Here is a 23755-nt window from a genome sequence, read left to right as displayed (position 1 = left end):
AGCTGGGCCGTTCACCCGGTGACGCAGGCGGCCAGCCCCTGTTCGCGCACCGTCCCCATGGCCGCCTGGATGCGTGAGGCGCGGCGGCGGACATAGGGGCCGGGGCTGGCCGCGTTGTAGCGGCGGGGGCTGGGCAGGATGGCGGCCAGACGCGCGGCCTCGCGGGCGCTGAGGTCGGCGGCGGACTTGCCGAACCAGTGCTGCGCCGCGGCCTCGGCGCCGTAGACGCCGGGGGCCCATTCGGCGACGTTGAGATAGACCTCCATGATCCGGCGCTTGCCCCAGACGGTCTCGATGGCGACCGTGTAGCCGGCCTCCAGCCCCTTGCGGATCCAGTCGCGGCCCGGCCACAGGAAGACGTTCTTGGCCGTTTGCTGGCTGATGGTCGAGCCGCCGCGGATGCGGCCGCCGCGCTCATTCGCCTTGAGCGCCTTCTCGATGGCCTTCATGTCGAAGCCGCGGTGGGCGCAGAAGGTCGAGTCCTCGGAGGCGATCACGGCCTGGACCAGCCGCGGCGAGATGTCGTCGAGCGAGCGCCAGCGATAGTCCCACCCTTCGCCCTCGATCGCCCGGGTGGTCATCAGGAAGGTGGCCGGGATGGGCAGGAAGCGCTGCAGCACCAGGCCGCTGGAGCCGAGCAGAAGCAGCAGCAGGAACAGGGTCAGCAAGGGCCGGCCCTTCTTCACGGTCTTGGTCAGCCCCGACATGCAGGGATCGCAGCACGGCCGGCGGCGGCTTGGCAAGGGATCAGATGGTGGCGACCCCCGCGTTGCCGTCCTCGTCGGCCCAGGCGACGCGGGTCGCGTCGGCGCTCATGGCCAGGGCGGTGATCGGGGCGCCCTTCTCGGCCTTGAGAAAGTTGAGGCCCTGGCCGGCCGGATCGGCCAGCCAGACCCGGCCGTCATTGAGGCCCGCGGCCAGCAGGCCGTGCTTCGGCCGTGACGCGACCAGGTTGACCAGACTGCCCTCGTCGAAGCCGATCTCGGTGGCCTCGCGACCCATCGGCCCGTTCGAGCCGACGAAGGGCCACAGCACCGCGCCCTGGGCGCCCGAGGTGGCCAGCAGCTGGCCGTTGGACAGAAAGCTCATGGCCCGGACCTTGGACGGATAGCCGCCCATGCGCAGGTTCTTCTGGTCCTTGAGCCGCCAGCCGTGAAGCTGGGCGTCCTGCATCGCCGTGACCACGAAGGCCCCGTCGGGGGAGAAGGTCACGGCGGTGTGCGAGCCGGCCCATTTGAGGAAGGTCGGCTTCTGCTCGGCGATGCGGGCGAACCACAGGGCGGCGCCGCCGTAGGTCGAGGTCGCGATGCGCCGGCCCTTCGGCTCGAAGGCCACGCCCGAGACGGTGCGCTCGTGGACGAAGTCGCGGCGGAAGCCGGCGTCCTTCGCGTCGATCACGGTCAGGGTCTTGCCGGCCGAGAAGGCGATCAGGCCGCTTTCGGCCGAGGCGCCGACGGCGTCGATCCACTGGCCCCTGGCGGTGGCCAGCACCCCGGCCTCGCCGCGCCGGTGCCAGATTAGCCGGCCGTCGTCGCCGCCGGTGACCACGCCGTCGCCGGACGGGTGAACGACGGCGCAGAGGATGGCGCCGTCATGGGCGGCGCTGAACTCGCCGCCCTCGAAGCGGACGGAGCCGTCGCCGAGGGCGAAGATCGCGCCCGTTCCGTCGAACACGGCCGCGGTGATCTGGGCGTCGTAGGTGGTGGTCTTCACGCCGCGCAGGCCTCGAACCCGGCCTTCAGGGCCGCCTCGTCGAGGTCGCGGCCGATGAAGACGGCGCGGGACCAGCGGCGTTCGTTGGCGCCCCAGGGTTTCTGCAGGTCGCCCTCGAGGATCATGTGCACGGCCTGGAAGACCAGACGGCGGTCCTCGCCATTGACGTCGATGATGCCCTTGGCGCGCAGGATGTTCTGGCCCTGCTCGCCCAGCAGGCGGTCGAGCCAGGCGGTGAATTTCGTCCCGTCCATCGGCCGTTCGAGCGACAGGGAGATGCCCTTGATGTCGTCCTCGTGGGCATGACCGCGCGCGCCGTGGGCGTGATCGTGCCCATGGTCGTGCCCGTGGTCGTGGCCCTCATGGGCATGGTCATGGTCGTGGTGGTCGTGGCCGCAGTGTTCGTCGTGGACGTGGCCGGCCTCGCCGTGAGCGGGGTTGGCGAACTCGGGGTTGATGTCGAGGATGCGGCCGAGGTCGAAGCCGCCGAGGCCGAGGACCTGGTCCAGCGGCACGTCGGCGCGGGTGGCGCGGGTGATCGGGGCCAGCGGGTTGAGCTTGCGCAGGCGGGCCTCGACCGCGACCAGTTCGGCTTCGGTGACCAGGTCGACCTTGTTGAGGATAATGCGGTCGGCGAAGGCGACCTGCTCGCGCGCCTCCTTCGAGTCGTCCAGCCGGGCCATGACGTGTTTGGCGTCGACCAGGGCGGTGACGCTGTCCAGCTCCGTCTTCGCCTTGACGTCCTCGTCGACGAAGAAGGTCTGGGCCACGGGGCCGGGGTCGGCCAGGCCCGTGGTCTCGACGATGATGGCGTCGAAGGCGGGTGCGCCGGGGCGCTGGCGCTTCATCAGGCCGGCGACGACGCGGATCAGGTCGCCGCGCACGGTGCAGCAGACGCAGCCGTTGTTCATCTCGAACACGTCCTCGTCGGCGCCGACCACCAGGTCGTTGTCGATGCCGATCTCGCCGAATTCATTGACGATGACGGCGTAGCGCTTGCCGTGGTCGCCGGTGAGGATGCGGTTCAGCAGGGTGGTCTTGCCGGCGCCGAGATAGCCGGTGAGGACGGTGACGGGGATCTTGTCTGACATGGGGCTCATCTAGGGGCGGCGGGGGGCGGGCGCCAGTGAGATCGCTCCGCGCGCCGCAGCCGCCTTTATGACTGAGGACGGCTGGTTCATCACGAAGGGCACGAAGACGGACACGAAGAACACGAAAGGGTCGGGAGTGTCCCAGGCAGGGAGCCAGGGACTCCGGGAGGATCGACGCGTGCCGCGTCATGGCCGCCGCACGGTCCCCTTTGTGTCCTTGGTGATCCCTTCGTGTCCTTTGTGATGAACCTTCCGGCGGAAGGGGCTGGGCACGCTCAGCAGGTCGGGCAGTCGGCCAGCGGTTCCGATTCCAGCTGCAATGTCGTGTGGCGGATACGGAACCGGCCGCGCGCCATCGCCTGCGCCTCGGCCAGAAGGGCGTCGGCGTCGGGACGGCTGTGACACAGGTGGGCGGTCAGGGCCGTCTCGGTGGTCGACAGGCCCCAGACATGCAGGTCGTGGACGGCGGTGACGCCGGGCAAGGTCAAGAAGCCGGCGCGAATGGCCTCGACATCCATGCCGCGCGGCGCGGCGTCCAGCGCCAGATTGACCGAATCTTTGAGCAAACCCCAGGTGCCGATCAGGATCACCGCCACGATGACGACGCTGACCAGGGGGTCGATGATCGACCAGCCCGTGAACATGATGACCCCGCCCGCGATGACCACGCCGATCGAGACGGCGGCGTCGGCCATCATGTGCAGATAGGCGCCGCGGGCGTTCAGGTCGCTGTGCTGGTCGCGCATGAACATCAGGGCGGTGCCCAGATTGATGACGAAGCCGATGGCGGCGACGATCATGATCAGGCCGCTCATCACCGGGGCCGGTTCGGCCAGGCGGCGCAGGGCCTCGAAGGCGATGGCGCCGCAGGCGAAGATCAGCAGCAGGGCGTTGGCCAGGGCCGCCAGCACCGTCGCCTTGCCGTAGCCATAGGTGTTCTGCGACCCGCTGGCCCGCCGCGCCAGCCAGGCCGCGCCGCCGGCCATGGCCAGACCCAGGACGTCGGACAGATTGTGTCCCGCATCGGCCATCAGGGCGGTCGAGCCGCTGAAGATGCCGGCCCCGAACTCGACCCCGACGAAGGCCAGGTTGACGATCAGGCCGACGGCGTAGCGCCAGTCGCCGGTGTCGACCGGGCCATGGGCGTGACCGCCCGGGCCGTGGGCATGGGCGTGGCCGTGGCCATGGCCATGGCCATGGTCGTGTCCGTGATCGTGGGAGTCGTGGGCGTGCGCCATGCCGATATCCTTAGTGCTGGCGCAGGACCACGAGAAGCCCGATCAGGATCAGGGCGAGTCCGAGGACGACGCCCTCATAACGGGCCCAGCGTTCGAGCCGCAGCACCGACCAGCCGGCGCGGGCCAGAAGGGTGAACAGCGCCATCCCCGCCACCGTGCCGGCGGCGAAGACCACGGTCAGGGCGGCGAGAACCAGCGGACCCTCCGTCGCCTGCGACAGATAGACCGGCAGCAGCACCTCGCCCGGCGACAGGGCCATCATGACGACCAGCCCCCAGAAGGCGGCGGCGTGGGACACGGTCGGCTCGGACAGGGCGAGGGAAGGGCCGCCGGCCATGATCGGCGCGCGCAGGACGGCGCGGCCCAGATAGAAGGCGCCGAACAGGAACAGCAGTCCGGCCGAGGCCCAGGGCAGGAGGCCGGCGATCCACTGGTCCATGACCAGACCCGCCGCGACGATCAGGCCGCCGACCACGGCGGTGGAGGCGATATGGGCGAGGCCCGCCGCGGTCACGGCGCCGAGCACCTGCGGCAGCGACCAGCGCTGGCCGCGCCCGACCAGCACGAACGGCAGCCAGTGGGTCGGGAGGGCGGCGTGCAGGAAGGCCGTCACGAAGCCAAAGCCCAGAACGGACAGGAGAACGGGCTGCTCGAGGTCGGACGGGGTCATCGACGCCTCTGTAGCGTGTTACTTTATAACAGTCGAGAGGCATTCCGCCCCCGAGGGGGGAGGATTACTCGATGAACTCCAGCGGGGTGTCGGCGGCGGGCAGGCAGCTGCGGTCGACCGGCTTCGACGGATCGCGCAGGAAGTCGCGGGCCATGCGCTGGGTGCAGGGGCTGGCGTTGATGACGCCGTGGGTGCCGTTGGTCACGATCACCACCTGGCCGTTGAGGTAGCCGCGCGCGGCGGCCTCGGTCAGGGGCGGGGGACAGCCGGGGTCGATCTCAGCGGCCACGAACAGGGTCGGAATGTCGGTCGTCACCGGCTGGTTCTCGACCGGATCGGCGGCGCCTGATTCGATCGCGCCGCAGACGTCGAACAGACGCGACAGGGAGGGCACGAGGACCTCGGCCACCGGATCGCCCCGGGCGCCGGCCGCGACCCGCGCGGCGGATTCGAAGGGCAGTTCCTCCTTGCAGATATAGGCCATGTGCTGGGCCTCGAAATAATAGGTGCGGTTGGCCGCGATCCCGGCCACGGGCGACAGGTCGCCGGCGATGATCTTCTCCAGATCGGCGGGCAGGCGGCGCACGCCGGTGCGGGAATAGGTGGTGTCCATCAGGAAGGCCGACAGGTCATCGACGGTGAAGGTCACACCGTCCCGGCCGGTCCGCGGTCCGGCCAGCCACTCGCGGGCCTCAGCCTCGAACCGGGCCTGCAGGTCGGGGTGACGCGCGGCGCAGGCGGGCTGGGCCTGGCATTTGGCGAGGATGATCTTCACCGCGGCCGAGACTTGCTCCGGCGTGCCGACGGCCCAGTTGCCCTCCGGCGGCCAGGGGCTGTCCATGACGGCGGCGCGGACGATCTCCGGGGCGTGGGTGATGACGGCGGCCTCGACGCGCGGGCCGTAGGAACCGCCATAGAGGTCGATCTTCGGCAGGTTGAGGACGTGGGCGAGGTCGCGGATGTCCTCGGCCACGGCGGCGACATTGTACCAGCGGAAGTCGACGCCCTGATCGGCGAACCCCCTGAGGCAGGCCTTCAGCCGCTCGGCGTCGGCGTCGGAGGGCGGGCCGGCGTCGGTCAGCTGGACGCCGGGACAGTCCATCGAGGGGTCGTCCAGGCCGCCGCCGCGCTGGTCGAAGAAGATCCAGTCCTGATCGACCGCCATCAGCACATTGTCGTCGGGACGGGCGGCGAGGCGTTGCAGCCTGGGCCCCACGCCGGCGACCAGGTCTCCGCCGGGACCGCCGTGAAAGACGACCACGGGCGGCAGGGCCTGTCCCGAGGCGTCGCGATAGGGCGCGCTGGCGCGGACGATGGCGACGGCGATGTCGATGCGGCGGCCGCCGGAGCCGTCGCGGGCCTCGTCGACCGTCAGCGTCCCGCACTCGACGGTGCGCCCGCCGACGGCCCAGTCGGCCGGACAGGGCTTCGCCGTGAAGACCGGTTCGGCGGCTGAGGCGGGCGCGGGGACGGCGGTGAGGGCGGCGACGGCGAGGGCGGTCGCGGCCAGCAGGCGGGTCAGCATGGAACCTTACTCCCGTGAGGTCCGCCACTTGAGGCCGCCGGGCGCCCGGTGGCAAGGTGTTCCGAAGCCGCGCGGACGCTGTTTTTCGGCCGTTCCGCGTTGACTCGGACACCCCTCTGCGTCTATGTCGCCGCTCTTCGCCCGAGGGGGTCCCCCGTCGGGCTTATTCTTTTTGCGTTTCGCTGAGGCTTCAACATGTACGCGGTGATCAAGACCGGCGGCAAACAGTACCGGGTTCAACCGGGCGACGTCATCGTGGTCGAGAAGCTCGACGGCGAGGCCGGCTCGAACGTTTCGTTCGGCGACGTCCTGATGCTGGGCGGCGACAAGGGCGTGACCCTGGGCGCTCCCCTGATCGCGGGCGCCGCGGTCGCCGCGACCCTGGTCGAGACCCGCAAGGGTGAGAAGATCAAGATCTTCAAGAAGACCCGCCGTCAGGGCTATCGCCGCACCAACGGCCATCGCCAGATGGAATCGGTCCTGCGCATCACCGGCATCGACGGCGCCGGCGAGAAGGCCAAATGGGACGGCGAGACCTCGCTGATGACCAAGGCCGAGATGAACCTGCGCGCCCGTGGCCTGGCCCCGCGCGTCGAGACGACGGAAGCCAAGGCCAAGCCGGCCAAGTCGCCCAAGGTGATCGACGCCGACGCGGCTCCGGCCAAGAAGGCCGTGGCTCCCAAGGCCGCGAAAACCGAAACCAAAGCTGCTCCCGCCAAGAAGGCCCCCGCCAAGAAGGCGGACAAGGCCGGCGACGAAGCGTAATTTCAGTACGAGAACGGGAGCAGACCTATGGCTCACAAGAAATCCGGTGGTTCGTCGCGTAACGGTCGCGACTCCGAGTCGAAGCGCCTCGGCGTGAAGAAGTTCGGCGGCGAGAACGTGCTGGCCGGCAACATCCTCGTGCGCCAGCGCGGCACCACCTTCCACCCGGGCGATAACGTCGGCCTCGGCCGCGACCACACCCTGTTCGCGACCGCCCACGGCGCCGTGAAATTCACCAAGAAGGCCAACGGCCGTTGTTACGTGTCGATTCTTCCGACCACCGAACAGGCCATGGCCGCCGAGTAGCGCGAACCGACTGACACCCGGATCGCGCAAGGCTCGAGAGCCGCGATCCGGACCAGGGACAAGTTTCCGCGGGGAGTCTGGATCACCAGGCTCCCCGTTTGCGTTTCCCCGCCTCGACGCCGCCCGAGCCCTCCAAGGAGGCGGCAGATCGAACGAGGCCGTGTCATGTGCGTGATCGAACCCTCTCCTGTCGTCGAGACGCGGCGCCTGGCCCTGCGCTCGCCCGGCGCCCAGGACATCAGCCGGCTGGCGACCCTGGCCAATGATCCGGACGTGGCGCGGATGACCCTGCGCATGCCGCATCCGTTCGGCATCGCCGACGCCGAGGAATTCGTGCTGAGGGTCGCGGTGCAGGATCCGGCGCGGGCCCGGACCTTTCTGATCGAGCACGAGGATCACGGGCCGGTGGGCGTCATCGGCCTGTTCGAGGACGCCGATCCGGCGCCCGAGGTCGGCTACTGGATCGCCCGCCCGTTCTGGGGCCGGGGCTTCGCCACCGAGGCGCTGCAGGGGGCCACGGCGTGGGCGTCGAAGGCGTGGAAGCGCCGCGCCCTGATGGCCGGCCATTTCAGCGACAATCCGGCGTCAGGCCGGGTGCTGGAGAAGGCGGGCTTCCTCTACACGGGCGAGGTTCGCAAGGGCTTCAGCCGCGCCCGGGCGGCCGAGGCGGAGACGCGCAGGATGGTGTGGCTGGCCTAGTTGGCGGGCCGCGGTCACAGGGCTCCCCCCTGTCGACCCGACGCGGCCTGGCGCTTCGCGCCCGCCTGCCTTCAAGAGCCAGGGTTCGACCGCCGCGTCATCCAGTGCGCCGGCTGATCATTGGCCTGCGCGAAGCGCCAGGCCGCGTCGGGTCGGGAGGTCCCGAAGGGCCGAAGACCGCGGCCTATCCGAACAGAGTCGGTCCGAAGATGGCCGCCATGGCGATGGCGCCGCCGGCGACGGCGACGATGGCACCGGCGATGAAGGCCGCCCAGGTACGGGCGGCGCGCTGGCGCCGCAGGCCGCTGGTCTTGACCGACCGCAGCATGACGCCGGGCTTGGGTCCGAAGACTTCCGAACCGGAAATATTGTGCTGGGACATGTACGCGCTCCCTGATCCACCGCCCCTTGCGGGTCAGAGGACCGAAGCGGGTTCGACAAGGCGAAACAATGGCGAACGGCGGTTATCCACCGATCCGTGATCGGATCGTGCGGAATCGTGTCGGCGAGGGGGGCGAGGTGAGGCGTGAGCGGGTCTGAAGCGCACCCCTTGCTCACCCTCACCGGATCAGGACGTCAGCCGCAGTAGATCAGCCGGCCGCTGTAGGCGCGGTAGTAGCCGGTGCGCGGGTCGTAGGAGCGGTAGTTCGAGCGGCACCAGTCGGCGCGCGACCCATTTCCGCTGCTGTAGCCCCCGCCATAGCCCCCGCCATAGCCGCCGCTGTAGCCGCCGTAGCTGGTCCCGCCGCCAGGATAGACATGGTCGGGTCGGCCATAGGCGCCGTGGTAGGTGGTCGATCCCTGGGCGTGACCATAGTTGTAGGCTGATCCATAGCCGCGACGCGGCGAATAGCCATAGCCGTAGCTGCCGCCGTAGCCGGCGAGCTGGCGATAGTCGCTCCGCGCCTGCGGGCTGGCGCGATGGCGCTGATCCCGCCAGCGGGCGCCGCAGTCGTCGCGGTTTGCGTCCCAGAACTGGTCGCAGCGATAGTCGCCCGGCCGGTCCAGCTGGCTGCGCCAGTCGAAATTGGACGGGACGGCGTTGGAGCGGCGATAGCCGTAGCCGTCGCCCCGGGACCGGTCGCCGTAGTCGCTGTAGTAGGGCCGCTCGCCATAGCCGTCATGGGAGCGCGAGGCGTCGCCGCCCCGGTAGCCGCTGTCATAGGTGCCGCCCCAGCTCTGGGCGGCGGCGGGGGCGGCGGCCAGGGTCAGGCCGGCGGCGGCGATCAGGGCGAGACGCAACATGGTTAACTCTCCGAAGCGGCCATGTACGCGGCCCCAAAGACGACAGGCACTGGCAGGCGAGGCTCTTACAGGGTGACGGACACGCGTCCGCCGCGGGTGCCGATGTGACGCATCAGAACGATGCGATCGCCGCCGGCGCTTACGGGGGTGATGATGAACCAGTCGCCGTCCGGGAGTCCCGAGAATTCGAAGCGGCCGTTCTGGCAGGTCGTCGAGCGGACGAAGGAGCGATAGTCGGCGTTGGGGTCGGGCACGGTGCGGGCGCGGACCACGGCCTCTGGAATGGCGGCGCGGTCGGTCGAGCCGTACAGGGTCTGGAACCGGGCGCGGGTGTAGGGGGTGTCCGGCGTCAGGGCCACGGAGCCGGTGCAGTCGAAGGCCTGGCCGTCGCGGCGATAGGTGACACGGCCGTCGATCGAACCCCGGCCGGACCGCGCCGACCAGGCGAAATCCTCGGCTCGGAAGGCGGACGACGCCGACGCGCCGCCGCCGCGCGGTCCGAAGTCGCTCATCGGAACGGTTTCGCAGGCGGCGAGCACGGCGCCGAGCGCGGCGAAGGCAATCAGGTGGCGGGCGGACATGAGGGCTCTCTCCGTCAAGGGCGCGGTTCGGGCGACTGGATCAGACGCTCAACGCCGTCGTAAGGTCAAGGTTGCGGCGCATCGGCCCGTGGGCCAAAAGCGCGCATCAACCCGGCGCAGACCGGGTATAGGGACCGCTCATGACAGTCACGTTTGACGACATTCTGGCGGCGCGCGACCGCATCGCCGGCCAGGTCGACCGCACGCCGGCGCGCTATTCGCGGCGCCTGTCGCAGCTGACCGGGGCCGAGGTCTGGGTCAAGTTCGACAACCTGCATTTCACCGGCAGCTTCAAGGAGCGCGGGGCCCTGAACCGGCTGCTGTCGCTGACCCCGGACGAGCGCAAACGTGGCGTGGTGGCGGCCAGCGCCGGCAATCACGCCCAGGCCCTGGCCTATCACGGCGCCCGGCTGGGCGTGCCCGTGACCATCGTCATGCCCGAGGGCACGCCTTTCGTGAAGGCCGACGGGACCCGCGCCCATGGCGCGACCGTGGTGATCAAGGGGCTGGATTTCACCGGTTCGACCGAGGAGGCGCACCGGCTGCGCGACGAAGAGGGGTTCGTCTTCATCTCGGCCTTCGACGACGCGGGCATCGTCACCGGTCAGGGCGTCTGCGCGGTCGAGTTCCTCGAGGATGCGCCCGATCTGGACTGTCTGATCATCCCGATCGGCGGCGGCGGGTTGATCGCCGGCTGTTCGGTGGCGGCCAAGGCGATGAAGCCGGACATCCGCATCTTCGGCGTCGAGGCGGCCATGTATCCGTCGTTCAGCGCCAGACGCCGGGGCGAGACCCCGAAATGCGGCGGCCAGACCATCGCCGAGGGCATCGCCATCAAGGCGGTGGGCGACATTCCCTTCGCCATCGCCGACCCGCTGGTCGAGGAGGTGCTGGTCTGTCAGGAGGCCGATTTCGAGACGGCGGTGGCCTATTACGCCACGCTCGAGAAGACCGTCGCCGAGGGCGCGGGCGCGGGCGGGCTGGCGGCGCTGCTGGCCTACCCTGACAAGTTCAAGGGCATGAAGGTCGGGCTGGTGCTGTGCGGCGGCAATATCGACGCCCGCATGCTGGCCGTGGTGCTGAACCGCGAGCTGGTGCGCGAGAAGAAGATGATCGTCTATCGCATCCTCGGCGACGACCGCCCCGGCATGCTGTCCAAGATGAGCGCCGTCATCGGCGGCCTGGGCGGAAACATTATCGATGTGGTGCATAACCGGCTCGCGCTCGACGTGCCGGCCAAGGGCGCGGAGTTCGATATCATGGTCGAGACCCGAGGCGCGGCCCATGCCGAAGAGATCAGACACGGACTGGAAGAGGCGGGATATGAACTTCGCATGGGTTAAGGGCGCCTCGGCGCTGGCGATGATCGCGGTCCTGGCCGGGCCGCTGGCCGCCTGCGACCGCGCGCCGGCGGCGCCGGACGAGGCGGCGGCGCAGAACCTGCGCGCGGCCGAATTCTTCCTGACCTCCAACGCCCGCGTCGAGGGCGTGCGGACCCTGCCGTCCGGCGTCCAGTACAAGGTGGTGCGCTCGGGCCCGCCCGCCGGCGAACGGCCTGACCGCAACGATCTGGTCCGCGTCGATTATGAGGGCACCCTGACCGACGGGACGGTGTTCGACAGCTCCTTCCAGGCCGGCCAGCCGGCCGTGTTCACGGTCAGCGACGTGGTCCCCGGCTGGACCGAAGTCCTGCAGCAGATGCGGGTCGGGGACGAATGGATCGTCTATCTGCCGCCGGCGCTGGGCTATGGCGAGCAGGGCCGGCCGGGCATCCCGCCCAATGCGGTGATGGTGTTCCGGCTCAAGCTGCTGGAAGTGGCGCCGGTGCCCGGCGGCGAGCGGGGCGGGGCGATCGCCCAGGGCTAGTACGCCTCCCGCAACCGCTGCACCGCCCATTTCGCCGCGTCCCGCACCACGGCGTCCGGGTCGTCCCGCAGCCGCTCCGCGGCCGGGATCAGTCCCGCGTCGCCGCTGTTGCCGATGGCGTACAGGACGTTGCGCACGAACCGGTTGCGGCCGATGCGCTTGACCGGGCTCTTCGAGAACAGGGTCCGGAAGGCCGCGTCGTCCAGCGCCGCGAGGTCGGCCAGTCGGGGCGAGACCAGCGCCTCGCGGGCCTGGACCCGCGCTTCCTGCGAGGCCGCGGCGAACTTGTTCCACGGGCAGACCGCCAGACAGTCGTCGCAGCCGTAGATGCGGCTGCCCGTCGCCGTGCGGAATTCCTCCGGCCAGGGACCGGCGAACTCGATGGTCAGATAGGACAGGCAGCGGCGCGCATCGAGCTGGAACGGGGCCGGGAAGGCCTTGGTCGGGCAGACGTCGAGACAGGCGGTGCAGGTCCCGCAGTGCTCGCCCTCCGGCGGGTCCGGTTCGAATTCGGCGACGCTGAGGATGACCCCGAGGAACAGCCAGTTGCCGTGGGTCCGGCTGAGCAGATTGGTGTGTTTGCCCTGCCAGCCGAGGCCGGCGCGCTGGGCCAGGGGCTTTTCCATCAGGGGGGCGGTGTCGACGAAGACCTTGACGTCCTCGGCGGTGCGGGCGGCGATCTGGCCCGCCAGGGTCTTGAGCCGGCCCTTGATGACCTCGTGATAGTCGTCGCCGCGGGCATAGACCGAGATATAGCCGGCCGAACGGTCGGCCATCTCCGGCAGGGGGTCGTGGTCGGGGCCATAGTTGAGGCCGAGGACTATGGCGGTGCGGGCGCCGTCCCACATGGCCGTGGGGTGCGAGCGGCGCGCCAGGGTGGTCTCCATCCAGCCCATGTCGCCATGCCGCCCCGCCTCGACGAAATGCGCCAGCCGCTCGCCGGCGCTCCACGGCTCGGCGGCCGAGGCGAAGCGGCAGACGTCGAAGCCCAGGGCGGCGGCGGCGGTGCGGATGGTGTCGCGGGGATTGGCCGGCATGGGCCTTATTTCACATGCCGCTCATCCCGGCGAAAGCCGGGACCCTGTGCTTTGGATGAGCGAAGCATGAAAACGGGAATCGGTCGGTCGTCCTGAAGCACCGGCGCCTCGCTGGACAGGACTGGGTCCCGGCTTTCGCCGGGATGAGCGGAGAATTTAAAAGTCGAGATCGGCGTACCAGGCGGAGGCGGCTACGCCCGGGAAGCGGTCAGCCAACAGCGGGCGAAAACACGGGCGGGATTTCAGCTTCATGTACCAGGTCTTCAGGCCCGCATACGACGCCCAGGACACCTCGCCGAAATAGTCGAGCACCGACAGGTGGGCGGCGGCGACGATGTCGGCCTGGCTGATGCGGCGGCCGGCGAGGGCGTCGCGGCGGGCCAGCAGGCCCTCCATCATGGCGAGGTGGGTTTTCAGCGCCTCGCGGCCGGCGCGCAGGGCCCGGGCCTCGGGCGGACCGAGGCGCAGCAGGGGCTTTTCCATCCGCTCGTGCAGAAGGACGGCGTTGACCTCGTCGGTGAAACGGCGGTCGAACCAGGCCAGCAGGCGGCGCACCTCGGCGCGTTCGGCGGCGTCGGCGGGCAGCAGGAAGGGCTCCTTGGTCCGCTCCTCCAGCCAGCCGAGAATGGCGGGGGGCTCGCACAGGGTCAGGGCGCGTCCACCGGCGTCGGCGATCTGGAGCACCGGCGGCATGCCCGACGGGTTCAGCGCCGCCACCGGACAGCCGTCCTCCCACGGACGGACGGGAGTCTCGGAGAATTCGATCCGCGCCTCGCCCAGCGCCAGACGCGCCGCGCGCGAGCCGGGGTCGAAGGCGAAATGATACAGGACACAGGCCGACATGGCCGTTGCTTGCACCGGGGGGCGTTAAGCTTGCGTTAGCTGAGTTCGCGCGGGGACTGCCGCCTCAGCCCGGTTCGGGCCCGGGGTCCGCGATCGCCGTCGGGTGGGTTTCGGCGCGGCCGCGCGGGTCGGGGTGGATCAGGATGTCGGCGCGGGGGTAGACGGCCAGGATCCGGTTCTCGGCCCCGACGACGATGGCGTGGGCGGCTTCCAGCGTCAGGGCCGGGTCGAGGTCGACGTGCATCTGGATCATCATCGCCGAACCGGCCATCCGGGTCCGCAACTGATGCACGCCCGAGATGCGGGGGTCGGCTAGGACCGCCGTGGTGATGGCGATGCGGTCGGCCTCGGGCAGGGCCTTGTCGACCAGATGGTCGGCGGCGGTCCCGAGCAGGGTCAGGGCGCCCCAGAACAGCCAGACCGAGACGATCAGGCCGGCCGCGGCGTCGAGGCCCGGCGCGGCGAGAAAGGCGCCGGAGATGACGCCGATCAGCACCACGGCGTTGGCCGCCAGGTCCGCGGTGTAGTGGGAGCGGTCGGCCTTGACCGCCATGGAGTTGCTGCGGCGGATGGCGCGGCCCTGCATCCAGACCAGCCAGCCGGTCAGGGCGATGGAGATCAGGATCACCACGACGGCCCAGTAGCCCGAGGTCACGGGACGGGGATCGAAGATGCGCTGCACCGCCTCCCAGCCGACGAACAGGGCCGAGGCGAAGACCAGGCCGGCCTGCACCAGTGCGGCCAGGGCCTCGCCCTTGCCGTGGCCGTAGCGGTGGTCCTCGTCCGCCGGGGCGGCGGCCCAGCGCACGGCGAAAAAGACTCCGAGGGACGCCACCAGGTCGAGCGCGGAGTCCGCCAGCGAGGCCAGGACCGACACCGAGCCGGAGGCCCCGAGCGCGAAGGCCTTGAGTGCGATCAGCACGACGGCGACCCCGACCGACAGACGGGTCACGGCGCGGGTCGCCGCGTGAACGTCCTCTGGGGCGTCGGCGTGCGGATCGTCGGGGGCGGCGGGCGGAGCGGAGGACGTCATCGCCGCCTTGTCGCGGAAAGCCCGCCGCCTGCCAAGGCCGGGCCGCGCGGCCGATCGACTGTTAGCGGGATCGTCACGAAAGCGCCCCAAGGTGGGCGCTCGATAAGGCAGGAGCCGGACGCTCCCTGCGGAGGTCGCGACCTGGAACCCGCCGACACAGCCATGAATGCCGTTCGCTGGATCGGCCGCGGCGAGGCCCTGGCCCGTCTGGGGGTCAAGACCCAGACGCTCTACGCCTATGTCAGTCGCGGTCGCATCGCCGCCCGGCCCGATCCGTCGGACCCGCGCCGCAGCCTCTACGCCGTCCAGGACATCGCCCGGCTGAGCGGCGAACCCATTGATGATGACCTGTCCGCCACGCCCCATATGCGCGCCTCGCGCGCGGCGACCCGGGGCGAGGCCGAGGTCTGTTCGTCGCTGACGGTCATCGCCGACGGCCGGTTGTTCTATCGCGGGATGGACGCGGCCCAGCTGGCCGAAACGGCGACGCTGGAGGATGTGGCCCGCCGCCTGTGGGACGCGCGGGCGGCCAATCCGTTCGCCGAGGTGCGGCCGCGGGTCGGGGCTGTGCCCGGCGGTTCGATCCGGGCGCGGCTGTTCGCGGCCCTGGCCCGGCGCGCCGAGGAGGACGCCGATCCCAAGGCGCGCCCGGTCGAGGCCCTGCGGGTGGAATGCGCCCGGGTGCTGGACGAGGCGGTCGACGCCGCCGCCGGCCCGGGGCCACGGCTGTTCCTGCACCAGCGGCTGGCGCGGTCGTGGAAGACGCCCGAACGCGACGCCCATCTGATCCGCCGCGCCCTGGTGCTGGCGGCAGACAATGAGATGAATGCGGCGGTGCTGGCGACGCGCGCGGCGGCCGATGGGGGCGCGGCCCCGGCGGCGGCGGCCTTCGCCGGGCTGCTGACCCTGACCGGCTCGGGCATGATGGCGGAGCTGACCCAGGCGTCGGACTGGATCGTCGCGGTGCGTCGTCAGGCCACGGACGCGGCCCGGCGGGCCCATGCGGCCGGCGGTCTGGCGGGTTTCGGCAGCGCCGACTATCCGGCCGGCGATCCCCGGGCCGCGGCCCTGCTCGCCTCGGCCGACCTGCCGCCCGACCTCGCCCGGGCGGTGCAGGAGGGTCAGACGGCGACCGGCCGGCCCGCGAATTTCGGCCTTGCCCTCGCGGTTGTCGCCCGGCGTCTGGAGTTGCCGCGGGACGCCGCCGGGGATCTGTTGTTGCTCGGCCGCCTGGCCGGGCTTCTGGGCCATGCGCTGGACCAGGTCACGAACGGCTCGCCTGTCCGGGCACGGTTGCGCTATGTGGGACCTGAACCGGGCGCGCATTGACGACCGTGGGCTTCTAACATTCGGGGATATGCGTGGCGGACTGGATTGCGGCGATCATTCTGGGTCTGGTCGAAGGCCTGACCGAGTTCATTCCGGTCTCTTCGACAGGGCATCTTCTTCTCACCCAGAAACTGCTGGGTCTGACCGATCCTCGCTGGAGCTCCTTCGTCGTCCTGATCCAGCTGGGCGCCATCCTGGCGGTCGTGGCCCTGTATTTCGCCCGGCTCTGGAAGGTGCTGATCAGCCTGCCCATCGACCCGAAGGCGCGGCATTTCGCGATCAGCATCCTGATCGCCTTCCTGCCCTCGGTGATCGTCGGGGTCTTCCTCTACGACTTCATCAAGGCGGTGCTGTTCAACGTCGAGGGCGACACGGCGGTGACGGTGATCTGCGTCTCGCTGATCGTCGGCGGCTTCGGCCTGCTGGCGCTCGAGCGGTTCGCGCCCAAGCCCACGGCCGACGACGCCATGACCCTGTCTTGGAAGCGGTCGCTGGGCGTCGGCCTGTTCCAGTGCCTGTCGGTGATTCCCGGCGTGTCGCGGTCGGGCGCGACCATCGCGGGCGGGCTGAGCCTCGGCCTCGACAAGCGGGCGGCGGCCGAGTTCTCGTTCTTCCTGGCCATTCCGACCATGGTCGCGGCCTCGGGCTGGGACATCGTTCAGAGCGGCGCGACGATCGACTGGGACTTCGGCGGGATCATCGCCGTCGGCTTCATCGTCTCCTTCATCAGCGGCTGGATCGTGGTCAAGGCGATGGTCGACTTCGTCGCCAAACACGGCTTCGCCCCCTTCGCCTGGTGGCGGATCGTGGTCGGGGTGATCGGACTCGGCCTCGTCTGGGCCGGCCTGGCCTGACCTAGGCCGCGGGCGCTTCCGCGAACTGGCCGCCGCGGCGATAGCGCCAGAGGTAGGACGGGGCGATGGCCTCGATGCCGGTGGGCTCGATGCCCAGCTCGGCCAGACCCTCGGCGCCGTCGGCGACGACATTGTCGCTCTCCAGCAGCACGACCTGATCGCGGGTCAGCACCGGGGCGATGCCGACCATGGCGGTCAGCTGGGCCAGCGAGCCGATGGCGCGCGCCGCGAAGAACGGCAGCGGGATCAGGCCGAAGCCGCGATAGGTCTCCCGCCGGATCAGCTTCAGCACGTCCTCGAAGGTCATCACCGCCGGTCCGCCCAGTTCAAAGGTGCGGCCTGCGGCCTCGGCGGTCACAGTGGCGCGGGCGATGGCCTCGGCCACGTCGGCGACATAGACGGGCTGGAATTTCGTCTGGCCGCCACCGATCAGCGGCAGCGCCGGGGCGATCGAGGCCAGGGCGGCGAACCGGTTCAGGAAATCGTCGCCGGCGCCGAAGACGATGGAGGGGCGGATCACCACGGCGTCGGGCTTGACCTCGCGGACCGCCATCTCGGCCGCGGCCTTGGACAGGGCGTAGTCGGACGCACTCTCGGGGCTGGCGCCGATGGCCGAGACCTGGACGAGGCGGTTCACGCCGCCGGCGGCGCAGGCCTCGGCGATGGTGCGAGACGCCTCGACATGCATGGCGTGAAAGGTGCGGCGACCCGATTCGTACAGGATACCGACCAGGTTGATCGCCGCATCGGCCCCGTGCAGGGCGGCCTCGACGTCGGCCGGCCGGTTCACGTCGCAGCGGACCGACTGGAGCTGGCCGACCGTACCGGAGGTCTGCAGCTTCCAGGCCCGGTCGGGACGGCGGCAGGCGATACGGACCCGCCAGCCGCGCCGGGCCAGAGCCTGGACCACCTGGCTGCCGACGAAACCCGAGCCGCCGAAGACGGTGACAAGGCCGGGGGCGACTTCGTTCATGACAGGCTCCGAGAGGCGACGGCGCGAGGACGGTAAACCCTCGACGCGCCGGGGATTAGACGATGGCCGCGGCCGTCGCAACGCAAAGGCGGCAAATCCCTGTTGACCGGCCCCGGACCCTGCCTTAAGGGTCCGCGCCTTCCGGACGGATATGTGTGCAAGCGCGAAACGTCTGGGCCCAGGTGGCGGAATTGGTAGACGCGCTGGCTTCAGGTGCCAGTGATAGAAATGTCGTGGAGGTTCGAGTCCTCTCCTGGGCACCAATTTTCAGACGGCGTCGCACTTCGGTGCGGCGCCGTTTGTGTTTTGGCGGTCCTTTGGGCCCTGCCGCGTCGGACGCGGTCCGACGCTAGTTGAGGGCGCCCTATCGCCTCGCACGCGGCGCTCGGCTACTTGAGGGCGACGCATTCTTTCGCCGAACGAGTCTCCGAACCGCATGACGATCCATTTCCACGAAGGCGACCTGCCCAACGGCCTCGATCTGGGGCCGGAGGTGGCGATCGATTCCGAGACCATGGGGCTGCGGTTCCGCCGCGATCCGCTGTGTGTGGTCCAGCTGTCGGCCGGCGACGGCGACGCCCATGTCGTGCGCATGAACCGCCCCGACTATGACTGCCCGAACCTGAAGCGCCTGCTGACCGATCCGAAGGTGCTCAAGCTGTTCCATTTCGGCCGGTTCGACATCGGCATGTTCCAGCTGCATCTCGGGGTCGAGACCCGGCCGGTCTATTGCACCAAGATCGCCTCGAAACTGGCCCGCACCTACACCGACCGCCACGGCCTGAAGGATGTGGTGCGCGAACTGGTCGGGGTCGACCTGTCCAAGGCGCAGCAGTCCAGCGACTGGGGCGCGGCCGAACTGTCGCCGGCCCAGCTGGAATACGCCGCGTCAGACGTCCTGTACCTGCACGCCGCCAAGGTCCGGCTGGACGAGATGCTGGCGCGCGAAGGTCGGGCCGAGCTGGCCCGCCAATGTTTCGACTTCCTGCCCACCCGCTCGGCGCTCGACCTGGCCGGCTGGGACGAGATGGACGTGTTCGCCCACACCTGATGACCGATCCCGCGGACAGCCATGCGAATCTGGACGAGGCCCGCGTCGCCGCGACGGCCAAGGCCTTCCGCGCCCGCTCGCGGCGGGTGCACCTGCTGCGCCGTGTCCTGCCGGTTGCGATCATCGTCCTGGCGGGGGGCACGCTGAGCTGGATCGTGCTGCGCAGCGTGATGTCGGATGTCGAGCGCAAGGCCGGAACCAGCCGCGAGATCCGTCTCGACACGCTGAGGTTCCACGGCCAGGACGCCGCGGGCCGCAGCTTCGTCATCGGCGCCGAGGGGGCCGTGCGCGACCCCGACACCGGCCGCTACCGCCTGATCGGCCCCGCGCTGCGGCTGAATCTGGGCGGCCGCAAGGTGACGACCCTGACCGCCGACGGCGGGGTCTATGACGAGGCCGGCAAGACGGTGATCATCGGTCCGAACGTTCGGATTTCGGACGGCGGCTCAGGCTTTACCCTGGTGACGCCCGAGGCGGTGGTCGACACCTCGACCGGCATCGTCAGGGGCGACAAGGGGGTTCAGGGCTCCGGCCCGCTTGGAACCATCACCGCTTCGTCCTATGTCATTCATGAGCAGGGCCAGCGCATCGAATTCCGGGGCGCGGGCGAGAACAAGGTGCGCGGGACCATAAACCCCGCGAGGTCGAACGGATGAGCATGACCAGAACTCTGGCGATGGCGGCCGCCCTGTTGGTGCTGGCCCTGCCGGCGACCGGCGGGGCCCAGACGGCGGCCCCGGCCGCGCGCGCCGGCGGCGACGCGGTGTCGTTCGGGGCCGACGGCGGCGAATACACCGCGACCGGCATCGCGCTGCGCGGCCGGGCCGAGGTGGTGCAGGGCCAGAACCGTCTGCGCGCCGACTCGATCAACGGCGCCATCACCGGCGGCGACCTGACCCGGGTCGAGGCGTCGGGCAATGTCTATTTCGTCACCCCGAACCAGACCATCCGGGGCGACAGCGCCGTCTATACCTTCGCCAATGACGAGGTCGTCGTGACCGGCGATGTGATCCTGACCCAGGGCCAGAACGTCCTGACCGGCGGCCGGCTGGTGTACAACACCCGCACCGAGGCCGCCCGCATGGAAGGCGGCGCCGGATCGACCGGCGGGCGCATCCGCGGCGTCTTCTATCCCGACAGCGGCGGGAACTGAGCCTTCGGGCCCGGTCTGACGCGTGGCGCGCAAGGAACTCTCAGCTCTCAATGTGAACGAGACGCCGGAAGCCCCGGCGGTCGAACCCGCACGCCTGACCGGCCTGCGGGTCGACCACATCGCCCGCTCGTTCGGCCAGCGGCAGGTGGTGCGCGACGTCTCCCTGCACGTCGAGCGCGGCCAGGTCGCGGGCCTGCTGGGGCCCAACGGCGCCGGCAAGACCACCTGTTTCTACATGATCACCGGCCTGATCCCGCCGGACAGCGGGACGATCTGGCTGGACGGCGAGGACATCACGGCCCAGCCGATGTACCAGCGCGCCCGCATGGGTCTGGGCTATCTGGCGCAGGAGGCCTCGATCTTCCGCGGCATGACGGTCGAGCACAATGTCATGGCGGTGGTCGAGCTGCACCACGAGGGCCGCCAGGCCATCGCCGACGAAACCAGCCGGCTGCTGGAAGAGCTCCGCATCGACCACCTGCGCCACGCCCCGGCCTCGGGTCTCTCGGGCGGCGAGCGGCGGCGCTGCGAGATCGCCCGTGCGCTGGCGGGTCGGCCCAGCTTCATGCTGCTGGACGAGCCTTTCGCCGGCATCGATCCGCTGGCCATCGCCGACATCCGCCAGGTCATCCGCTATCTGGCGGGCCAGGGCATCGGCGTGCTGATCACCGACCACAATGTGCGCGAGACGCTTGAGATCATCGACCACGCCTCGATCATCTCGGCCGGCGCGGTCCTGTTCGAGGGCAAGGCCGAGGACGTGATCCGCGATCCGGAAGTCCGGCGGGTCTATCTGGGCGACATGTACGGCTGAGGGCCGGGCCGCCTATTCCGTCCCCGAACTCAACCGGCTGATCAACACCGCCGCCCGCTGCGACTGGCGCGCCAGACTGTCCAGATCGACCCATTCGCCGTCGGCGTGGGCCGCGCCGCCGGCGATGCCCAGACCGCCCAGGGTATCGACGTCGGCGGCCACGAAGCCGCTGTCGGCCGCGCCGCGCTTGGCCGGATCGTACTCCGCCATCTCCGGCAGGCCGAGGTCGCGGTTGACCGCGTTGAGCCGGGCCAGCAGGGCGCGGTTGCCCTCGGTCGGGGCCATGGGCGGATAGCCGCCCTCGCCGAAGACCAGTTCGGCCCCGGTGCGCGGCAGGTGGTCGGCGACGATGGCCTGCATGCCGCCGCGGGCGCGGGCGTCCTGTTCGGGGGTCAGGGTGCGCAGGTCGCCGCGGGCGATGGCGGTGGAGGCGACGATATTGGTCTTGCCCGAGGCGGTGACATTGAACCCCTCGGCGTCGATGGCGGCGGGCGTGCCGCCGGCGACGACGCCGACATTGTAGGTCAGGTTGGGCTCGGGCAGGTCGCGGCGGAAGCCGTCGAGGATGCGCGCCAGCTCATAGATGGCGCCATAGCCGAGGGCGTCGCCGAACACGCCGCTGGAATGGCCGGTGCGCCCGGTCGTGGTCAGGGTCCAGTTGGTCGAGCCGCGCCGCGCGATGGTGCCGAACTCGGCCCCGTCGTCGATGGCCAGGTTTTCGAACTCCAGGGCGAAGGCGGCGGCCTGTCCGGCCTCGATCAGGTTGCGGCGGGCCAGTGTCGCGGGCGAACCGATCCGCTCCTCGTCGCCGGTCAGGACCACGGTGACATTGGCGTCCTGAAGCGTCCCCGCCGCCTGCATGGCGCGCAGGGCGGCGATGATCACCACCACCCCGCCCTTGTCGTCGCCGACGCCCGGCCCGACCGCGCGGGCCCCGTCGCGCTGGAAGGTCTGGAACGGGTTGTCGGCCTCGAACACCGTGTCGAGATGGCCGATCAGCAGGACGTTGCGGCCCGGACCCGGATGGGCAGCGATCAGATGCCCGGCCCGGCCGGTCTCGCTCATGTCGACCCACCGCACCTCGAAGCCCAGCGGCTCCAGCTCGGCCCGGACCATCTCGCCGACGGCGCGCACGCCGGGCAGGTTCAGCGTGCCGCTGTTCTGGTTCACCAGCCTTTCCAGCAGGGCGATGTGTCGGTCGTGCTCGGCGGCGACGGTGCGGATCATCGTCTGTTCGGCGGGGGAGGGCTGGGCCAGGGCGACGCCGGGCAGGGCCAGCAGGAGCAGGACGGTCAGGATCAGGCGCATGGGTTTTCCTCAGGCAGCGGGCCGAGGCTTGCCGATCGACGCGTCGGAGTAAAGGACGCGCAAGGCCGCGCGGAGACATGCCGGAGACCCGTTGTCATCCCGGACACCGCGAAACGGCGATCCGGGACGCCGGCGCGCCCAAACCGATCCTCCCGGGCGGCATAGGTCCGGTTTCCGGCCCTCTGGTCAGGACCTGTCCCGACCGATCGCAGACGTTGGTCACTTCCGCTAAACGGGGAGTGGCCGGATAAGCGAGGGAACCATGGGACGACACTACAGGACTGCCGTCTACTGGTTCTGCGGTATGGCAGCAGTGGCGGCGTCGCTTTCCGTCTGGAGCATTAGCGACATTGCAGGGATGAGCTTGGCTCTGGTTGCCGTTGCTTGCTTGGGAGCAGCGATAGGTATGCGCTGTCCCCGATGTGGGTTGGGGGTCGATAGCCGAGAGCGTGCTGGCTACGAGATTGGGTATCTGCCCTCAGCCGACTGCCCCAAATGCGGACGTTCGCGGCGAGGCGTATGGCCCTTCCAGTTTCTGCTGAGACCCGAGCGGTCGTAGGTCCGCTTCCCACCCTTTGCGGACCTTGGGACCATCCGCTTCGGGGAGGTGTCCAAAGCGGGGAAGGACGCCGCCTTCCTGGACGTCATCTCTGGATACGGTGGCGATCCCCTCTCTGCTGATGAGGGGGCGGGCCAGCCAGTTCGAAACCGTCTCGGCGCGAACCCGGTCCTCGAAGTCGCAGGCGGCTGTGATGAAGCCTTCGGCCTGACCGGTGTCGCAGTCGGAGACGGTCAAGGGCCGCGGCGACTTCAATCGCTAGATTCAGGGCCCGCGCTCTCCGGGGTCGCGACGTCGGCCGCCTGGACCTGCGGCGGCTCGATCGTCACCTGCGACGGCAAAACCACGATCTCGGGCGGGACCAGATAGATTATCGGCCCGCCGACGCTGACCGGGGGACCCTCGACCTGGATCGGCGGCCCCTGAACGAAGACCCCCGGCCCAGCGGACCCCGTCGCCCAGGTGGTGCGGCAGGCCGGGCGATGGGAATAGGCCGCACGGCCCAGCGGCAGTCTGGGATTGATGTAGGGGGCGTTGAGCCGGATCTCGCATGCCCCGACCGGGACGTGACCGGGCCGGTAATCCGTGGCGAACCCGTCCTGCGCCGCCGCCGCCGGGGCCGCCAGCATCAGGCCCGCTATCCCGATCAGCGGTGGATTCATCGACGCGGCCCCCCGGGTCGGCGGCGGATCGACCGACCAACGCCGACAGGGTTACCGTGTTTGCATCAAGCCCGTCCAACCCCTTTGTTCCGACGATATTGTTCGTGACCGTGATCATCCTGATCAAGAGGTTTCGCCGACCAAAGCGCGGCGTCCGCGAACCACCCCAAACAGTCCCCGGCCACGTCCGCTCCCGGCGCGGCTGTCCAATGTCTGCTTTCGGACATGGCGCCAACCGCCGATCCCGACCCATAGCGGACGCTTAGGCGAATGGCGGTTCAGAACCGCGATCACAGTCAGGGGACTGCTTCCACCAGTCGTCTGAGTATGAGGTTCTCGTATTCTATCTGGCCTCGGTAGTTGTAAATCATGAAATCGGTGGCGGATCGGATAGCCAGAAGGTCGTCACCTGATTCGTCCACGGCTATTGACGCGACTTG

The 23755-nt window shown here is 69.9% G+C and carries 26 protein-coding genes and 1 tRNA gene; 12 read left to right on the top strand and 15 right to left on the bottom strand.

Features of this window, described 5'->3' with window-relative positions:
- Window positions 1–11: 11 nt before the first annotated feature.
- The 6 genes from mtgA to B2742_RS01955 all read right to left on the bottom strand — a co-directional run bounded on the left by mtgA (window position 12) and on the right by B2742_RS01955 (window position 6237).
- On the bottom strand, window positions 12–707 hold the full coding sequence (mtgA, locus tag B2742_RS01980; RefSeq protein ID WP_292062315.1) for a monofunctional biosynthetic peptidoglycan transglycosylase: 696 nt from the start codon (window positions 705–707) through the stop codon (window positions 12–14).
- A gap of 40 nt (window positions 708–747) precedes the next feature.
- The gene (locus B2742_RS01975) at window positions 748–1713 is read right to left on the bottom strand and encodes a WD40 repeat domain-containing protein (RefSeq protein ID WP_292062313.1); all 966 of its coding nucleotides are present in this window, start codon (window positions 1711–1713) and stop codon (window positions 748–750) included.
- Complete coding sequence (locus B2742_RS01970; RefSeq protein ID WP_292062310.1) at window positions 1710–2804, bottom strand: CobW family GTP-binding protein; 1095 nt, start codon at window positions 2802–2804, stop codon at window positions 1710–1712. Before B2742_RS01970 ends, B2742_RS01975 begins: the two co-directional genes overlap by 4 nt.
- A gap of 275 nt (window positions 2805–3079) precedes the next feature.
- On the bottom strand, window positions 3080–4042 hold the full coding sequence (locus B2742_RS01965; protein ID WP_292062308.1) for a cation diffusion facilitator family transporter: 963 nt from the start codon (window positions 4040–4042) through the stop codon (window positions 3080–3082).
- 10 nt (window positions 4043–4052) lie between these two features.
- Window positions 4053–4712 carry a hypothetical protein gene (locus B2742_RS01960; protein WP_292062307.1) on the bottom strand — a complete coding sequence of 220 codons (660 nt, stop codon included), beginning with the start codon at window positions 4710–4712 and terminating at the stop codon, window positions 4053–4055.
- Window positions 4713–4776: 64 nt separating this feature from the next.
- Window positions 4777–6237: an alpha/beta hydrolase gene (locus tag B2742_RS01955; RefSeq protein ID WP_292062306.1), complete on the bottom strand. Its 1461-nt coding sequence runs from the start codon at window positions 6235–6237 to the stop codon at window positions 4777–4779.
- Between the two features lie 195 nt (window positions 6238–6432).
- Between B2742_RS01955 and rplU the strand changes: the two genes are divergently transcribed.
- From rplU to B2742_RS01940, 3 genes are all read left to right on the top strand, one after another.
- On the top strand, window positions 6433–7002 hold the full coding sequence (gene rplU / locus B2742_RS01950; RefSeq protein WP_292062304.1) for a 50S ribosomal protein L21: 570 nt from the start codon (window positions 6433–6435) through the stop codon (window positions 7000–7002).
- Between the two features lie 27 nt (window positions 7003–7029).
- Complete coding sequence (rpmA, locus tag B2742_RS01945) at window positions 7030–7308, top strand: 50S ribosomal protein L27 (protein WP_292062303.1); 279 nt, start codon at window positions 7030–7032, stop codon at window positions 7306–7308.
- A gap of 165 nt (window positions 7309–7473) precedes the next feature.
- Window positions 7474–8007, top strand: a complete 534-nt coding sequence (locus tag B2742_RS01940; protein WP_292062301.1) for a GNAT family N-acetyltransferase — start codon at window positions 7474–7476, stop codon at window positions 8005–8007.
- Between the two features lie 184 nt (window positions 8008–8191).
- On the opposite strand, the gene B2742_RS01935 is transcribed toward B2742_RS01940, so the two are convergent.
- The 3 genes from B2742_RS01935 to B2742_RS01925 form a co-directional block, all read right to left on the bottom strand.
- Window positions 8192–8389: a hypothetical protein gene (locus B2742_RS01935; RefSeq protein WP_284222933.1), complete on the bottom strand. Its 198-nt coding sequence runs from the start codon at window positions 8387–8389 to the stop codon at window positions 8192–8194.
- A 194-nt stretch (window positions 8390–8583) separates the two neighbouring features.
- A complete protein-coding gene (locus tag B2742_RS01930; RefSeq protein ID WP_292062300.1) occupies window positions 8584–9252 on the bottom strand; it encodes a hypothetical protein in 669 nt (222 codons plus the stop codon).
- Window positions 9253–9317: 65 nt separating this feature from the next.
- A complete protein-coding gene (locus tag B2742_RS01925; protein WP_292062299.1) occupies window positions 9318–9833 on the bottom strand; it encodes a hypothetical protein in 516 nt (171 codons plus the stop codon).
- A 140-nt stretch (window positions 9834–9973) separates the two neighbouring features.
- Here B2742_RS01925 and B2742_RS01920 point away from each other — a divergent pair, with 140 nt between their 5' ends.
- Window positions 9974–11176, top strand: a complete 1203-nt coding sequence (locus tag B2742_RS01920; protein WP_292062298.1) for a threonine ammonia-lyase — start codon at window positions 9974–9976, stop codon at window positions 11174–11176.
- Window positions 11157–11699: an FKBP-type peptidyl-prolyl cis-trans isomerase gene (locus B2742_RS01915; protein ID WP_292062297.1), complete on the top strand. Its 543-nt coding sequence runs from the start codon at window positions 11157–11159 to the stop codon at window positions 11697–11699. The genes B2742_RS01920 and B2742_RS01915 overlap by 20 nt, the downstream gene beginning before the upstream one ends.
- Here the strand turns inward: B2742_RS01915 and queG are convergent.
- From queG to B2742_RS01900, 3 genes are all read right to left on the bottom strand, one after another.
- Window positions 11696–12736 carry a tRNA epoxyqueuosine(34) reductase QueG gene (gene queG / locus B2742_RS01910; RefSeq protein WP_292062295.1) on the bottom strand — a complete coding sequence of 347 codons (1041 nt, stop codon included), beginning with the start codon at window positions 12734–12736 and terminating at the stop codon, window positions 11696–11698. The genes B2742_RS01915 and queG overlap by 4 nt on opposite strands.
- A gap of 156 nt (window positions 12737–12892) precedes the next feature.
- Window positions 12893–13579, bottom strand: a complete 687-nt coding sequence (locus tag B2742_RS01905) for a glutathione S-transferase family protein (protein WP_292062294.1) — start codon at window positions 13577–13579, stop codon at window positions 12893–12895.
- A 64-nt stretch (window positions 13580–13643) separates the two neighbouring features.
- The gene (locus B2742_RS01900; protein ID WP_292062293.1) at window positions 13644–14612 is read right to left on the bottom strand and encodes a cation diffusion facilitator family transporter; all 969 of its coding nucleotides are present in this window, start codon (window positions 14610–14612) and stop codon (window positions 13644–13646) included.
- A gap of 162 nt (window positions 14613–14774) precedes the next feature.
- Between B2742_RS01900 and B2742_RS01895 the strand changes: the two genes are divergently transcribed.
- A complete protein-coding gene (locus tag B2742_RS01895; RefSeq protein WP_292062292.1) occupies window positions 14775–15941 on the top strand; it encodes a citrate/2-methylcitrate synthase in 1167 nt (388 codons plus the stop codon).
- Window positions 15942–15973: 32 nt separating this feature from the next.
- Entirely contained in the window at window positions 15974–16795 is an 822-nt protein-coding gene (locus B2742_RS01890) for an undecaprenyl-diphosphate phosphatase (RefSeq protein WP_292062290.1), read from the top strand.
- A gap of 1 nt (window position 16796) precedes the next feature.
- On the opposite strand, the gene B2742_RS01885 is transcribed toward B2742_RS01890, so the two are convergent.
- Complete coding sequence (locus B2742_RS01885; RefSeq protein WP_292062289.1) at window positions 16797–17768, bottom strand: complex I NDUFA9 subunit family protein; 972 nt, start codon at window positions 17766–17768, stop codon at window positions 16797–16799.
- A gap of 176 nt (window positions 17769–17944) precedes the next feature.
- Between B2742_RS01885 and B2742_RS01880 the strand changes: the two genes are divergently transcribed.
- The 5 genes from B2742_RS01880 to lptB all read left to right on the top strand — a co-directional run bounded on the left by B2742_RS01880 (window position 17945) and on the right by lptB (window position 20786).
- A tRNA-Leu gene (locus B2742_RS01880) sits at window positions 17945–18031 on the top strand.
- A 173-nt stretch (window positions 18032–18204) separates the two neighbouring features.
- Window positions 18205–18819, top strand: coding sequence for a ribonuclease D (locus tag B2742_RS01875; RefSeq protein WP_292062287.1), 615 nt, complete (start codon window positions 18205–18207; stop codon window positions 18817–18819).
- A complete protein-coding gene (gene lptC / locus B2742_RS01870) occupies window positions 18819–19475 on the top strand; it encodes an LPS export ABC transporter periplasmic protein LptC (RefSeq protein WP_292062286.1) in 657 nt (218 codons plus the stop codon). The genes B2742_RS01875 and lptC overlap by 1 nt, the downstream gene beginning before the upstream one ends.
- Before the next feature lie 2 nt (window positions 19476–19477).
- Window positions 19478–19972 (top strand): LptA/OstA family protein, encoded by a 495-nt coding sequence (locus B2742_RS01865; RefSeq protein WP_292062284.1) that lies wholly within the window; start codon window positions 19478–19480, stop codon window positions 19970–19972.
- Between the two features lie 22 nt (window positions 19973–19994).
- Window positions 19995–20786, top strand: a complete 792-nt coding sequence (lptB, locus tag B2742_RS01860) for an LPS export ABC transporter ATP-binding protein (protein WP_414633032.1) — start codon at window positions 19995–19997, stop codon at window positions 20784–20786.
- A gap of 12 nt (window positions 20787–20798) precedes the next feature.
- Here lptB and B2742_RS01855 read toward each other — a convergent pair whose 3' ends face one another.
- A complete protein-coding gene (locus B2742_RS01855; RefSeq protein ID WP_292062283.1) occupies window positions 20799–22094 on the bottom strand; it encodes a M20/M25/M40 family metallo-hydrolase in 1296 nt (431 codons plus the stop codon).
- A gap of 810 nt (window positions 22095–22904) precedes the next feature.
- Window positions 22905–23315 (bottom strand): hypothetical protein, encoded by a 411-nt coding sequence (locus B2742_RS01850; RefSeq protein WP_292062282.1) that lies wholly within the window; start codon window positions 23313–23315, stop codon window positions 22905–22907.
- Window positions 23316–23755 lie beyond the last annotated feature (440 nt).

The sequence above is a fragment of the Brevundimonas sp. UBA7664 genome, assembly GCF_002483305.1.
GTDB lineage: Bacteria > Pseudomonadota > Alphaproteobacteria > Caulobacterales > Caulobacteraceae > Brevundimonas.
The sequence above is the reverse complement of the archived record's forward strand: the minus strand, read 5'-3'. Positions and strand labels throughout refer to the sequence as shown.